The sequence below is a fragment of the Paraburkholderia sp. BR13439 genome (assembly GCF_040948805.1).
Taxonomy (GTDB): Bacteria; Pseudomonadota; Gammaproteobacteria; order Burkholderiales; family Burkholderiaceae; genus Paraburkholderia; species Paraburkholderia youngii.
In genome coordinates, this window is sequence record NZ_JBFPKN010000009.1 from 106,929 (window position 1) to 121,140 (window position 14,212).

At 56.7% G+C, this 14,212-nt stretch carries 14 protein-coding genes and 1 pseudogene; 13 read left to right on the forward strand and 2 right to left on the reverse strand.

Going from position 1 to position 14,212, the window contains the following annotated elements; genetic code table 11:
- Positions 1-333: 333 nt before the first annotated feature.
- Positions 334-1,422: a porin gene (locus tag AB3X96_RS19180; protein ID WP_176125427.1), complete on the reverse strand. Its 1,089-nt coding sequence runs from the start codon at positions 1,420-1,422 to the stop codon at positions 334-336.
- Positions 1,423-2,051: 629 nt separating this feature from the next.
- On the opposite strand from AB3X96_RS19180, the gene AB3X96_RS19185 reads away from it, so the two are divergent.
- The 6 genes from AB3X96_RS19185 to AB3X96_RS19210 all read left to right on the forward strand — a co-directional run bounded on the left by AB3X96_RS19185 (position 2,052) and on the right by AB3X96_RS19210 (position 6,653).
- The gene (locus AB3X96_RS19185) at positions 2,052-2,315 is read left to right on the forward strand and encodes a DUF4148 domain-containing protein (RefSeq protein ID WP_368590916.1); all 264 of its coding nucleotides are present in this window, start codon (positions 2,052-2,054) and stop codon (positions 2,313-2,315) included.
- A gap of 474 nt (positions 2,316-2,789) precedes the next feature.
- Positions 2,790-3,293, forward strand: coding sequence for a hypothetical protein (locus AB3X96_RS19190; RefSeq protein WP_176106738.1), 504 nt, complete (start codon positions 2,790-2,792; stop codon positions 3,291-3,293).
- A 23-nt stretch (positions 3,294-3,316) separates the two neighbouring features.
- On the forward strand, positions 3,317-3,838 hold the full coding sequence (locus AB3X96_RS19195) for a DoxX family membrane protein (protein WP_368590917.1): 522 nt from the start codon (positions 3,317-3,319) through the stop codon (positions 3,836-3,838).
- A gap of 167 nt (positions 3,839-4,005) precedes the next feature.
- Positions 4,006-4,986 (forward strand): TRAP transporter substrate-binding protein DctP, encoded by a 981-nt coding sequence (gene dctP / locus AB3X96_RS19200; protein WP_368590918.1) that lies wholly within the window; start codon positions 4,006-4,008, stop codon positions 4,984-4,986.
- Positions 4,987-5,081: 95 nt separating this feature from the next.
- Positions 5,082-6,437 (forward strand): MFS transporter, encoded by a 1,356-nt coding sequence (locus AB3X96_RS19205; protein WP_368590919.1) that lies wholly within the window; start codon positions 5,082-5,084, stop codon positions 6,435-6,437.
- Between the two features lie 15 nt (positions 6,438-6,452).
- Positions 6,453-6,653 (forward strand): hypothetical protein, encoded by a 201-nt coding sequence (locus AB3X96_RS19210; RefSeq protein WP_368590920.1) that lies wholly within the window; start codon positions 6,453-6,455, stop codon positions 6,651-6,653.
- 154 nt (positions 6,654-6,807) lie between these two features.
- On the opposite strand, the gene AB3X96_RS19215 is transcribed toward AB3X96_RS19210, so the two are convergent.
- The gene (locus tag AB3X96_RS19215; protein ID WP_368590921.1) at positions 6,808-7,851 is read right to left on the reverse strand and encodes a Bug family tripartite tricarboxylate transporter substrate binding protein; all 1,044 of its coding nucleotides are present in this window, start codon (positions 7,849-7,851) and stop codon (positions 6,808-6,810) included.
- Between the two features lie 522 nt (positions 7,852-8,373).
- On the opposite strand from AB3X96_RS19215, the gene AB3X96_RS19220 reads away from it, so the two are divergent.
- The 7 genes and pseudogenes from AB3X96_RS19220 (at position 8,374) to AB3X96_RS19250 (ending at position 14,208) form a co-directional block, all read left to right on the forward strand.
- Entirely contained in the window at positions 8,374-9,492 is a 1,119-nt protein-coding gene (locus tag AB3X96_RS19220) for a porin (protein ID WP_368590922.1), read from the forward strand.
- A gap of 285 nt (positions 9,493-9,777) precedes the next feature.
- Positions 9,778-10,071, forward strand: a pseudogene (locus AB3X96_RS19225) (MarR family winged helix-turn-helix transcriptional regulator); the annotation flags it as partial.
- Between the two features lie 45 nt (positions 10,072-10,116).
- Positions 10,117-10,317 carry a hypothetical protein gene (locus AB3X96_RS19230; RefSeq protein WP_368591072.1) on the forward strand — a complete coding sequence of 67 codons (201 nt, stop codon included), beginning with the start codon at positions 10,117-10,119 and terminating at the stop codon, positions 10,315-10,317.
- A 214-nt stretch (positions 10,318-10,531) separates the two neighbouring features.
- Entirely contained in the window at positions 10,532-12,097 is a 1,566-nt protein-coding gene (locus tag AB3X96_RS19235; RefSeq protein WP_368590923.1) for a methyl-accepting chemotaxis protein, read from the forward strand.
- Positions 12,098-12,201: 104 nt separating this feature from the next.
- On the forward strand, positions 12,202-12,675 hold the full coding sequence (locus tag AB3X96_RS19240) for a hypothetical protein (RefSeq protein ID WP_176106730.1): 474 nt from the start codon (positions 12,202-12,204) through the stop codon (positions 12,673-12,675).
- Entirely contained in the window at positions 12,672-12,848 is a 177-nt protein-coding gene (locus AB3X96_RS19245) for a hypothetical protein (RefSeq protein WP_176106729.1), read from the forward strand. The genes AB3X96_RS19240 and AB3X96_RS19245 overlap by 4 nt, the downstream gene beginning before the upstream one ends.
- Positions 12,849-13,179: 331 nt before the next feature.
- Positions 13,180-14,208 (forward strand): helix-turn-helix domain-containing protein, encoded by a 1,029-nt coding sequence (locus tag AB3X96_RS19250; protein WP_368590924.1) that lies wholly within the window; start codon positions 13,180-13,182, stop codon positions 14,206-14,208.
- The last annotated feature ends 4 nt before the right edge of the window (positions 14,209-14,212 follow it).

Here is a 14,212-nt window from a genome sequence, read left to right on the forward strand (position 1 = left end):
GTCGAGCAATGAGCTGCGACAGATCTCCCGATCTCGCTTTGTTCCCGAGTGCGTTTGAAAGTCCTTAGACAGAGGCACTGCGTCTGATTGAACGGATGGAGAAGTACCTGCCACTGGCGACAGAAAGATGCCTGCCTGCAGAGGATTAGTGGGCTAAGCTCGAGCGCAGGCTGATGACGGCGCTGGTCCGACTCGACCGAGAACAGATCATGCAGGTGTTGATCGATGAGCGAGAGCGTATAAGCGGGACGGTCATCGACGTTTTGGTAAGCAGAGGACTATGAATAAAAAAAGCCCGCTCGAAGCGGGCTTTTTTCACAGGAGTAGGAAGGCTTAGAAGCGCGTTGCCAAACCCAGGCCGATTGCCGTGACATTGGCGTGGTAGCCGGTCGGGGCACCGAGACCACCGGGCGGGTAGATCGTTTGGTGCGCGATCCCGCTGTTCCAGAGCTTCTTGAAGAAGCCGTACAGCATCGTCGCCTTCGAGAGTTGGTACGTGTAACCGACAGCAGCCGATCGAATCGCCCAATTGCCAGTTACCGGACCGTTTGTGCTGGCATAGGTAATGTTCTGGTCGCTCAGTCCGCCGTAAGAAGCGCGAATGGTGCCGAATGGGCCGGTCGGAATCGTGACACCGGCTTGCCAGCCTTTATCGGTCTGGCCCGGATCATTCAGACGCACTTGGTACGTGCCGTAGAGCGCGACGAAGTTGAAGTCGTATTTCACACCCAAGACGTGTTCGTACGTATTGCGTGCAATGGTCGCTGACGGTTGCAGGCTGTGGCCGAAGCCGTAGCTCGTGAGCAACGGGCCGTTGGCGTAGGTAAGAGTCGCGAGTTGGTAGTGCGTCGCGTTTTGCAGACCTTGATTGTTGCCCCACGAATACGCTGCCGTGCCATTCAGACCCCTCCACGTCGGCGACGAATACTGGATCGTATTGTCCTGGCGAGCCGGATCTTGCAGCATGTTGAAAATCCACGGACGCGGTTCTTCGCCGCCAATCGAGCCGAGCGGCGAGGCTGCTGCCAGCAGCATCGGGTCGAAAGTGCCGCCCCATTCGTAGCCCGCCGTTTGCAGCCGACCTGCAATGATCTGGCCGAAGTCGCGGCTGTCGATGCCGACGTAGGCGCGACGCCCGAACAGACGTCCACTCTGGCCGGACGTGCCGTTGTTGATGTTGAAGCCGCTTTCGAGCACGGCGATCGCTGACAGACCGCCGCCCAGATCTTCCTTCGCGCGAATGCCCCAACGGGAACCACCGGCACCGCCGCTGTTCATGCTGATGACGTGTTGGCCTTCGGAGTTTCCGAAGTAGCCGATGAATGCATCGGCGACGCCATACAACGTCACGCTGGTCTGTGCCTGTGCCATCACAGGCGCGATTGCTGCCGTAACGGCGCAGCTAACGAGCAGTTTACGCAATTCCAGTGTCTCCTATTTGTGGATGTTAATTTATAGAGTGGTCGACGTTGCACAAGGGCGAGGCGATGCACAACAGTACGCATGCAAAATAATATACGATGTTGCATATGACAGGTGGGAAATTTCAGAAGTGTTGTGTTCGCGGGTATTCCCTGGATGACAGCTGAAGCTCGCTATTTTCTTTGTGGTCATTGCTTGGGATTGCAAAGGAAAAAGCGATGGTGCAGAGCGATTCTTCAAAAGAAGAAGATAGAGCACCATTGGTTGAAGGCGTCTGAGGCCGGCATGGTGAAAGGCCCGCGGGCGAAGCTTTTTTCGGCGGAACAGAAGGCGCTTACAGCGGGAAGCATCCGGCGCGCAGTCTATCGGCAATTGCGGCGCGTCTCGATGCCGCGCGATCCATCGAACGCCTCGCTCTGGCAGTGGCCGTGTCCTCGAAATTCCTCCGCTGACACAGGACAGCGCCGAACGATATGCGCTTGGTGATCCGTTAGTCGGCGGCTTGCCAGACCATGTTCCCGCCCCTCGTTTGTGCACTACGCGAGAAGTGAATATGTTTCGATTTGCCTTTCGTTTGTCAAGACAACGCCTATACTTTCAGCGATAACCCCGATAAGAAAGGCCTTGCCATGAACTCCGTTCCGCGTATAGCGCTCGGCGTCCTTGCCGCGGCGTGCTGTTTCGCGTCGATTGCGGCGCTGGCCCAACCGTACGATTCGACGGTGCCGCTCACACGAGCCACGGTGCGCGCCGACCTGATCGAATGGCGGAAGGCGGGCTACGACCAGTCCGACGACTGGTTCGACTACCCCGATAGCGCGATACGCGCAGGCGCGATCGTGGCGCAATGGCATGAGGCGGCCGGCGCTCCAACTGGTCAGATGCCCCAGTAGTAACGTAGCCGCAACACCCCGATCATCCGGCGTCGGGCGCTGCAAGGGCCAATGCCGGTGGCGAATCGTGTTCGCTCGCGGATTGAAGCTTCCTGTCTACCCATCCGGGTGAGGACTCGGGCATTGCAGAAGGCCGAGGATGGCAAGGGTTTTGCCACCATGCCGCGTCAGCTATCGCGGCATGCGGGTTCCTTGCCACTGACCGACTCACTGCTGACGGATTCGTCAGCCCCAAAACCGACCCTGCCGCCCGCCCGGCGCCGTCGCTCCCCGCGGATTACATTCCGCGCGAAGGAAATGTCGCGTACATCAAATAGCACCTATCCGCCAACAACGGAAATAGGGAAACCCCGACGTTTACACCCGATCTTTCGACCTATACGATTCGGTAGGCTAAATTAAATACAAAAATGCACGGCCGAACCATCTCAAGCCGAAGCGTTTCACTCTTCACAATGCTTTCAAGGAGGCAGGATGTCGAATAACCAAGGGGTTCTCTCCTCGGGGGGTATCGCCACGCGTATCAACGTGTGGATGGACAGCATGACTGGACGCGTGGTCACGGCAATAGTGGGCTTCCTGTTCATCGCGCAGATCGCTCACGGTTTGCATTCGGATCCGCGTTGGCACTGGCATGCGGGCACCGGCAAACTGCCGCATGACATCGTTCAGGAGTTCATGGACCTGGCCTATACGGAGGGCAAGGGCGCCGAAGCGTACAAGACTTACTTTTCGGAAAAGGCTGTCGATAACGCGCCGAACACGATCGATCATCAGGATGGCGGACCCATTCCCCACGAAGTGAAGAAGATCATCGTCCAAGGCATGGACGTCGCGGTCTACCAGACGATCGGCGCCACCCGTGGCCAACCGGCGCAAGACGTTGTCGATGTCTACGAGATCAGCGGGTCTGGCTGGATCATTCGCCATGATCGCATTACGCAACAGAAGGCGGCGCCTGTGCAGGCTGCGAACTAAACAGCAAAGGACGAAAGCACACTATGGACAACGATGATCGCAAAACGATGCCGCAACTCATCGGCAAAGTCATCCTGACGTTCTGCCGGCTGTATCTTGGCGGCTGGATGGTCGTCAGCGGTACCAGCTACTGGCGTACGGCTCTCGGCATGTCGCCGATCTTCCCGCAACCGTTCGGCACGCTGCCCGAGTCGAATGAGCTGCTGGTCACGATGGTTCACACGCACTTTTTCCATATCGTGAAGACGTGCGAAATTCTGGGTGGCCTTTCGCTCATTCTCGGTATCTTCGTCCCGGTCGGCCTGCTTATGCTTCTGCCGGTGTCGTTCGTCGTCTGGTACAACGCGATCGTGTTGAACCATCGCTTCGACAAGATGTTCACGCCGTATATGGGCGTTGGTTGCCTATATATGAATCTGATTCTGATGGTCTGGTACATCAAGTATTACCTGCCGATGATGACGTTCAAAACCACGATCGGCCGCATCAGCGACTGGAGGAAGCTGCCAAAAATTTTCAAGTCGGACGCTGTTGATCTGATCTGATTTCGGCTGTGAAGTGAGGGATTTGGCTACGTTGCTTCGGTAACGTAGCTTTTTTTGTTTAGATCTTTGGCGATATTTCCTTGAACATGACGAAAAGATATTTACGTCTTAAATCGGGTTGGTCATTGAGCCGAGTTTGTGGCGATATCAGTGGTGCGATATTTGGCATGCTGTTGATCGTGCAGCCGTTGATCGCGCACGGGCAGCCTGTTCAAACGCTCACGATCGTAGAGTATCGAGCGCATATGTCGCCGGACCAGCCGACAATGCGCGGCATGGCCAGGTTCGCAGATATCGCGAACCGGGAGTCTCAGGGTCGTCTGGTGGTGAGCGTGAGCGCCGATACAGTACCGGGTTCGCCGGGTGAGCAGATCAAAACATTGCAGGCAGGTGGCCCGGGTGCCCCGGATTTGATGCTGCTGGTGACGCCGGCATTGCGTCATCTCGTGCCCGAATTCGAGATCATGGATCTGCCGTATGTTGTCCGCAGCGAACGTCAGGCGCAGGCGCTGCTCGATGGTCCGTTCGGACAAGCTCTGTTGTCGCGCCTCGAGGGTCACGGTCTGACGGGTCTCGCCTGGTGGGAGAACGGCTTCCGACAGATCACGACGTCGGGCCAGCCGTTCCGGCACGCGCTCGATCTGGCGGACCGGCCGGTTCGCGTGATCCCGGAACCCGCGTTCGTTGAGACGTTCAAGGTCTTGGGCGCTGACGTCGTGGGACTTCCGTATTCTGAACTATACGGAGCATTGAAGAGTGGACGCATCGTTGCGGAAGATAACTTCTATTCGCAGATCTTGGCCGGTCACCTTTATGATGTTCAATCGGCCGTTTCGGTCACGAATCACTCATACAGCGCCATTGCTGTGGTTGCCAATTCGGCGGTCTGGCAGAAGTTGACGGTGCAGGAGCGAAATGTTTTACAGCACGCTGCGATAGAAGCTGGGCGCTTTGAGCGGGATCTGATTCGAGAACAGGCAAAAACCGATCGTGCTGAGCTCGAGCGTCACGGAATGACGGTTCATACCGTCGCGACGGATGAAATAGCAAAACTGGACACCCTTACAGATTCCGTCAGACAGCAATTCTTCCGTAACTACGATCCCAAGATCGTCGATATGTATCGACGTCAAATAGCGAAACGCTAGACAATCCGGTGCTTGAGAAAAATATAACTATTGGGGATGCGCGAGACTCCACCCAGGAGTCTCGATCTGCATCCAGGCGTACGCGACTGATTCCAATGATCGTCGCGGTGCCGATGTTTTTGCAGAGTCTCGATACCTCGATATTGGGCACGTCTCTCCAGTCGATTGCCGCTTCCCTGAATGTCGAGATACTTCATCTCAACTTCGCTATAACCGCCTATCTGTTGAGCCTCGCACTGTTCCTCCCGGCAAGCGGGTGGCTCACCGATAGGTTCGGAACGCGGCGCGTATTCTGTTCGGCAGTCGCCATCTTCTCACTGGCATCCGCACTATGCGGCGCGGCCACCTCGATCACTGAAATCGTTCTATTCCGGGTCTTGCAAGGTCTTGGCGGCGCCATGATGGTGCCTGTAGGGCGCCTGATTCTGCTGCGAAGTATTCCGGCAACGCAGCTGGTGGCAGCGATGGTGTGGTTTACAGTTCCCGGCGCAATTGGGCGTGTGATTGGGCCGCTACTGGGTGGGCTGATCGTCACGATGGGCTCCTGGCGATGGATCTTTCTGCTCAACATTCCATTCGGTGTATTGGGCATCCTCCTGTCGTTGAAATTTGTGCCGGATTCGCGCTCGGAGAAGTCTGAGCCGTTCGACATGACGGGATTCATTCTGATGGCGATAGGGCTTTCGGGCATCGTATGTGGTCTGGAAACCGTCGGCCGTAATTTCGTCCCTATGAGCGTGACGATTGGAATCACGGCTATTGGGGTTCTGGCAATGGTCGCATACGGGCTTTATAGCCGTGGACGTCTCGATGTCATTATCCCTCTCAAGATTTTTGGATATAAAGCGTTTAGCATCACGACGATTGGCGGCATTCCGCTCAGACTCGCGGTCGGCTCGGCTCCAATCTTCGTACCGCTGCTCTTGCAGGTCGGCTTGGGATTGACGCCCATTCAATCCGGCTTGATGAGCGCCTGGCTCTCTGTCGGCGCATTCGGTGTCCGTCCAATCATGGATCGTGCAATAAGGAAGTTGGGATTCAGGCCGATCATGATGCTCGGCGCCGCGATGACGGGCGCGACATTCGCTTGCTATGGCTTGTTCAGACCGACGACGTCGGTTGGGCTAATGTGCTTCGTGCTTTTCGTAGCGGGTATCGTCAATTCTCTGGGGATGATAACTATGAATACGGTTGGCTATTCCGGCATTCCTAAGACCTTGATGAGTAAGGCCACGGCACTTTCGACAATGATGCAGCAGACGTCGATCAGTTTTGGTGTCGCAGTCTGCGCATCATGCCTGACGATCACCGCGCAGTTTCATGGGCACAGCGCGGATCATCTGGTAATCGACGATTTCCCGATGACATTCTTCGTTGTCGGGGCATTTACCCTGTTGTCTGTCGTGGCATTCGCCGGTCTTCCCAAGGAGGAAGGCCAGGAATTGCGCTAGTTTACGAGAAACGATATGAGCTATTCCTTTAAATCACACGCAAATACATATCCGGGCTCAAGTGATTACGGTCGAGACCTGGCGGATCACTTCGATGCTTTCGATGCGGAATATTACGACCGGCGCGTGGCCGATCCAGCAGCCGAACTTCAGGTGACGCCGCGCGATGAAGCGCGCGAAAATTCACGAGGGCGGCCGGTTAGCGCTCGCGCGTGATCAACGCGATTGGACGGCTCCGAAGTGTGACAGGTACCGAGGAGAATCCCCGTCGCCTCCAGTTGCGACAGGAGATGGATGAGCGACAAAAGAAAAAAGCTCGATGTCTTTTCAGAACATCGAGCCCCAGTTGCTATACACGCAACGAACAACGTTACTTCGCGGGCTGACTCAGCTTGTCGTGGTCAGTGGCGATAACCTTCGCATAGTCAGCGGATGCGAGATATGCAGCCTGGTGACCGTTGACGTTCAACGCCTTCTGGACGTTCGGGTCCTGCACTGCCATCTTCACGGCATCCGCGATCTTATCGCGGACCGGCGCCGGGAGATCCTTCGGTGCCAACACACCCGTATGCGACGCGAAATCGAAGCCTGGGAACATTTCGCCGAGCGCGGGAACATTCTGAATCTCGGGAATACGGCGCGAACCTAGGACCGCGAGCACACGCATCTTGCCGGCCTTGATCTGCGGCGCCGCCATTTCATACGGAATCTCTATCATTTGCACCTTGCCGCTCAAGAGCGCCGGGATCTGCTCAGAGTCGCTCTTGTAGGCGGTATGAATCATTTTGACGCCCGCACGCTTCTGAAACGCCACCATCGCCAGATATTCACGCGACGTGGTGCCTGTCGATCCAAACATGTAGCAGTTCGGATTGTCCTTCAGACGGCTGATCAGATCGGCGTAGTCCTTGATGTCGGTGCCGCTCAAACCGGCGCCGTTGCCCGCGACCAGAACCAGGCCCGCGTGACCGGTGACCTGTGCCACCGGAGTCAAATCCTGGCGTGCGGCGTCCACTTGATCGGTATCGCCGACGAGAAGCGTTAGTCCGTCAGCGGGCGCTGCTTTTGCTGCCGACACCGCAGCTGCGTCCGCCTGATCTTCGACGATGACATCGGTGCCCAGCGCCTTGCTCAATGCCGGTGCCAGTGCGCGTGCAACCAGGTCCGAATTCCGGTTCGGTCCGGCAGCGATCAGCTTGACCGGCGCCGACCTCGCCGGTGCTTTGGCGATGGAGGCTTTGACGGGTGCCGTCTGTGCCGCGAAGCCACGACTCGACATCGTGATGCCGGCGACTGCGGCGAAAGCGAGTGCCGCACCGACGAAAATTTTTCGATTCGCGTTCAAGTCAAGTCTCCTTAATGTTGGGGTTACAGATGCGATGCGCGCAATTTTGTATTCAAAAAAGACGACCATTGTACTAGGGCAAACGCGTACGATGCGGCACGAGTGCGAGCGCAGACGCCCCGCGAATTCCCTTGTGCCCCAGGCAAATTGCGACGCGACCGGAAAGCCAAGCCCAAGGTTTTTACCGGAGCATGGTCGTTGACATTGTAGGCTGTCGTAAATACTATTTTGACTGTTGATAACGAATTCAAAGATCGGACGCACTATGACATCGAGGTGCGGTGCGAATCCGGTTGTGGCTCACATTCGTCACGCCGAGACCGGCTCCCCTCTCTATTAGGCCGGTGCCTCCGGACATCTGGCGCCGGCCACGGCTCGCACGATTCATGAGTTGCTTCGGGTGTTCAACTGGGACCCGGACGCCCGCATTGGATGCTGCACAACTTCAGGAGGACAACCGACCAGCGAAACAATTCACCAGCAGTCAGTTTCAAAGATCACATATAACAATCAGGAGAATGTATGAATCACCAGGGGGGCGGGAGGAAACGCCGGTGGGCCACGGTACCGTTGGCATGCGCATCAGTTTGCATGAGCATGACGGCCGCGCATGCGCAAAGTAGCGTGATGCTTGGAGGATTCCTTGACGAAGGGATCGCTACCTATCGTGATTCAGGTGGGTCACGTTTGTTTCAAATGCAGGATTCCGCCATTTTTCCGACCAAGTTCTTCTTCCGCGGGAGCGAGGACATGGGGGGCGGCCTGCGCGCCAACTTCAGCCTCGACTCGATGATCAGCCTAAGCACAGGGGGACTTGATCCGCAGTCGCGCGGCGCGATGTTCGAGAACTCGTCGTGGGTCGGACTGAGTCAAGCAGGGATTGGCAGTTTCCGCCTCGGGCGGCAGAACGACTTCGCCTTCGACTATTACCTGCTCGGCGGTATCGATCCGGCCACGGGCATCGCTGGCGGTATGCTGAACTTCCGCACCGGTAGCTTCGGTGCCGACCTGCTCGGGGTTTCGGGTCCAGCCCAGATCGCCGGTGCCGTCTCAGGGGGGCCGTTCGCACCTATCACAACGAACGGCCAGATCACTGGATTAGCGGCCATCAACTGGGATCGTGTCGGCGGCAAACGAATGTCGAATGCCGTCAAGGTCGTTTCCGAGGAATATGCCGGGCTGTCGGTTGGCTTGATGTATAGCTTCGGCGGCACGGCGGGGGACTTCAACAACGGGGCTGGAAAGAGCGCCGCGATCAACTTCAGGAATGGGGAAACGCGTGCTGCGGTTGTTTACACCGAGCAGAACTACGCACCGGTCAACAACGGGCATAGTGGCATCGCCAACCTGCTCGCCGGCGCAAGGACGAAGTACGCCCATTTCACGGTCTCGGGGATGTACAGCCAGGCGCGCAACACCCATACGGGTGCCAGGATCTACGCGCTTGCAGGTGGCGTCGGGTATGACTTCTCACCGGCCTGGAACCTCGGCGGCGCTTACACCTACGAAAATGGTAACGAGCTGCTGAAGAACGTGACGATCAACCAGGCCGCATTGCAGTTGACATACACATTGTCGAGACGCACCTCCCTCTATGCCGCTGGTGTATTTCAACGCACCAATGGCGCATATGCTGCAGAAATCGGGAACATCGTGGCAAACGGCAATATCCAGTCAGTTTTTCAGCTTGGCATGATGCATCGATTCTGATGCTTCGTTGAGAGCGGCGGCGATGAGTATGTTTTCGTCATCGCTGCCGTGCTCTTCACGGATATGCAATAGTAAAAAGTCCCCCCGATCAAGCGCAGAAAGTGCCACGAGGGCTTTTTCGTCTACTATGATAGTATACAATTTAGAATTACAAGTGATTCAGTGCGCCGGACATGCAGTAGCGGCGCAGGACCGACCGATCAACCATAGTACGAGGTAGTGTTCGGACACGTATAGGCGCAAACCCGACGTCTGGTTCCGATCACATTTGAAGGAGCGGCAGATATGAAGAGCGAGGAGGACCTACCCCTAAGCCATGGAGTTGAAGCCCCAGCTTTGAATTGGCTAACCCGTTTTGTTGCAGTCGACAAGGCGGTCTCGGAGTCTGCTGATCGACATCTGAAGTCGTCGCTTGGGATCTCATCTGCGCAGGCTAAGGTCATCATTTGCCTCGCTGGACGGCAATTCATGACGCAGGTTCAACTCGCCCGCCGGCTGAATTACGATATGGGGTCGCTATCCCGACTCATTCCGCGTCTCATCGACGCTGGAATTGTAATGAGGTCCCGGCATCCAGACGACTGTCGCTGCTGGTGCGTTCAGCTTACGGGAAGCGGAGTGGCCATGGTCGCGAAGATCACCGCGTTTCTCGGGGCAATTGACCAGAAATTGATTAGCCTCTTAACCGAGGACGAAGCGGATATTTTCATGGTGTTGCTCAAGCGCTTACTCGTGAATTCCGCAATTCATGGGCCAGCCGATGTCTCGGCAGTTGCCTCGACGGTCAGCCCGAGGTCCTTCGGCACTATTGGCGCACCGGCGTGACCGACAACGCTCTCTCCTTCGCACTACAACGTGGTCAGCGCATATCTAATCCTGCGCGCCCGTGCTGCGTTAACTTCGCCTTAGCGGTCGAAAGATCTCGCGAGTCCGGCACTAACACATCAGACCGGATTTCACAATCATGCTTGCCCCCTATCCATACTCAGGGGATTTATGCCGAAATCCAAGGTTATACAATAAATGTAGGCAAAAAAACATGCTAATGCTTCTTCGCAATCTCAAAGTACGCAACCGGCTGTTTGTTAGCTTCGCAATCGTTATCCTGCTGTTATGCGGTGCCGCGGGATTTGCGCTGTTCCAGGCGCATCGGATCGAATCGCATCTAGTGGACATCAAACAGAATTGGATGGAGTCGATCAAAACGATTGCTGATCTTCGTCTGGCCCTCAGCACGGATCGTCGCGCCACGCTGGGTCTGGTGTTGTCTGATTCCAAACAAGCCAAAGATACCAATGCGGCGATCCGTGCCCAAGCCTTGGATCAGCTGAGAAAGGGTGTCGATCACTATGAGAAAAACGCGCTGCCGGGCGAGGATCGTCAGTATTTCGAGAACGATAAGAAGGCAATTGCTGCGTATGCGGTGATCAACAAAGAACTCTACACGCTTGCAATGACTGACAATCCAGATCTTGCTACCGCGCGGGTGCTCGCCAACACCAAGATCTTTGATGTCTTCAAGTCCACCGAGAACACGCTCAGCGCCCATATGGACTTCATCCAGAAGAATGCGGATGAAGCTGCGGAAAACGCCATTCATGACTATGACATGGCTCTGGTGCTGACATTCACCGTGATCTGTATCGCTATCATTGCGACGGTATATGTCTGCAACACGGTTGCCACATCAATCGTCTTCCCGCTAAATGACGCCGTAAGAATAGCCGAAGCAGTTGCGTCGGGGGATTTGACGTCCCAGGTCAGGGTGCATTCCGCTACTGAACTCGGCCAATTGATGCGTGCGCTTCGCAGCATGAATGAGAGTCTCGTGGATATCGTGAAGCAAGTCCGGTCCGGTAGCGAGGCCGTATTGACCGGCGCATCCGAAATCGCGGCAGGTAACGAGAACCTGAGCCAGCGCACCGAGGAACAGGCGGCGTCTCTCGAACAGACGGTAGCTTCGATCCAGCAGTTGACGGCGACCGTGGAGAACAACGCGGCGAATGCCAGACAGGGCCTCAAACTCGCGCAGACTACATCCGATTTGGCAAACGGCGGTGGAGAGGTCATGAAAGTGGTCGTGACCACCATGTCAGGCATTGCCGATCAATCCAGGAAAGTCGCCGACATCATTGCGACTATCGAGGGTATCGCCTTTCAGACCAATATCCTTGCCCTCAACGCGGCGGTTGAAGCTGCACGTGCTGGCAACGAAGGTCGTGGCTTCGCCGTCGTTGCTCAGGAGGTCCGCACGCTGGCTCAACGCTCGGCATCGGCCGCCAAGGAAATCAAGGAATTGGTCAGCAATTCGGTCACCCGCGTTGATCAGGGATCTCAGCTGGTGAACGATGCGGGGTCAAAAATTAACGAGGTGGTGAGTGAGTTCGCCCACGTATCGAGCCTGATGGAGGAGATCACCCATGCATCCGATGACGGCCACCGGGGCATCATGGAGATAAACAAGGCAATCGGCGAAATCGATACCGTGACCCAGCACAACGCAGCCCTGGTCGAAGAGGCCGCTGCCGCTGCCCGTGGCGTTCATGCGGAAGCTGAACGCCTACAGTCACTGGTTACCAACTTCAAGATCGCACGCGCTATTTGATTCACGGTCTTTGGACACCCGCGGTTGACTCCTCACGATGCCTTTCAGGGAGTGAGTAAACGGCCGATGGCAAAATTTCTAATCCGCGAAAGGATAAAAAAGCGATGAAAATAGCAAATGAATCACCTTGGAAGTTCGTCGTCATGTGGATGAGGCTATATTTCGCATTCCACTATCTCTCTTCCGGGCTGAACTTCGTGGTTTTCAGATACATTCCGGATTTCAGCCACGCGGGAAAAGTGGGCGCCTATATAGGAGCTATGGCAGATATCGGCTTCTACCAAATGGTCAAATATCTGGAAGTTGTGCTTGGCTCCATGCTGCTGCTAAACATCGGGGTGCCGCTGGCATTGATCGTAATGGCCGGCGTCAGCGTCACCATTGTCTTCCTCAACCTTTTCGTTTCGCCAGATCCGCGCGAACTGTTCACCGGCTTCCAGGAGTTGCTCTTGAACGGAGGACTCTTGCTAGCGTACGGAGGGTACTATGCAAATTTTTGTCGCGTCAAGGCAGAGCCCTTTTGGTTTTGGGACGGAATGCGGAAGCGGGGAGATTTCGACGCAAGGAGCCAATCGTGAATAAAGATTTTCTGGTGGTTTTTTCCATCATTGCCGTTGCAGTTTTGATAGTAATTTCGACGTCCACCATTTTCTTTGCGCGGCACTTGCGTTTTTATGACTATGGGCCTCCATTGGGGGCAGGGCTATTCACGTTGGCGGCAATGCTTCGAGCCGCAGCGACGAACCGATAGCTGCTGGATGCGCGTTCATTTGAAACGATTTACGTTTCGAAGCGATTATAAAAAAATAACATGGCCTCCGTCTGGAGGCCATTTTTTATGTTGTTCGGCCGGACCGCGAGTGCCTGCGACATGGACGAAGGCGAGCTCGAGCGGCGGCATGAGAGGCCTTGCGCAAAGATAAAAGACTTTGTAGGCTGGTGCTGATGCCTGTCAGGCATGAGCGGAGCGGGGGCACATGAGCTTCGACGGCCACGGCATCGACGCACTAGCAACAGGCTCATGACGTTTTCGCCAACCGCGGCTATCATGCCGCGCACACTACAAAACCGGCGGGGAGACCTTGACGACCAATCAGGCAGCCAACCGCACCGCAACCGCGGCCGCAGCAATGCCAGCGGCTTTCGACTACACCCACTTCGACACCTACACCACGGCGCCGCGCGCGCAATTGCCTATGTGGCGCGAGCGCGTCGGCCATTTTCTCGATGTGCCGATCTCGCGCCGGCAACTCGCCGACGGCTTTCGCGGCAGCATCGACACCTATCGCGCCGGCGGCATGGCCTTCACGGATTGCCGCACCGATCCGGTCGCGCAAGCGCGCTCGGTCGCTCGCATTTCGACCGATAACGTGCGCCAGCTCGTGTTTCACGTGGCCGTCGAAGGGACCTTCGAGACGACCACCGGCCTCTATCCGAAGCGCGTCGCGCTGCAAACGCGGCCGAGCATCCTTGCGCTCGACATGAATCAGCCGATGCAGATGACGCGGGGGCCGTGCCGCCTGGTCGCGCTGTTTTTGCCGCGCCATCTGATCGATCCGGTGCTGCCGGAAGCGGAGTCGATACATGGCCGCATGATCGAATATGAAACGCCGCTTGCGCGGCTGATTCCCGCGCATCTGGCCGATCTATGCCGCAGGTTGCCCACGATGGACGCGCCCGCGGCGCAGGAAGCGTTCCACACCTGTGGGTTGCTGATGGCGGCGGCGTTCGGCAAGGAGACGGGTTTGACCGGCGGTGCGCGCGCGGTGGCACGCACCGCGATGTTCGCGGCGGCGCGCCGCTATATCGACGCGAATCTCGGCCAACCTGATCTGACCGTCGACAGCGTGCTGGCCGTGTCGCAGCTGTCGCGGCCCACGCTGTATCGATTGTTCGAGCCGGAGGGCGGGCTCCACGCGTATATTCGCAACCGGCGCCTGCGCGAGGCGGCCGACGAACTGTATCGCCACCCGCGCACGCCGGTGATCGACGTCGCGTACGGCTGGGGCTTCAATAGCGCGTCGGATTTCAATCGCGCGTTCAGACGTGCGTACGATATGTCGCCGGGCGATTTTCGCGCGGCCGCATCCGCAATCAATTCAGGGAGATGACAAC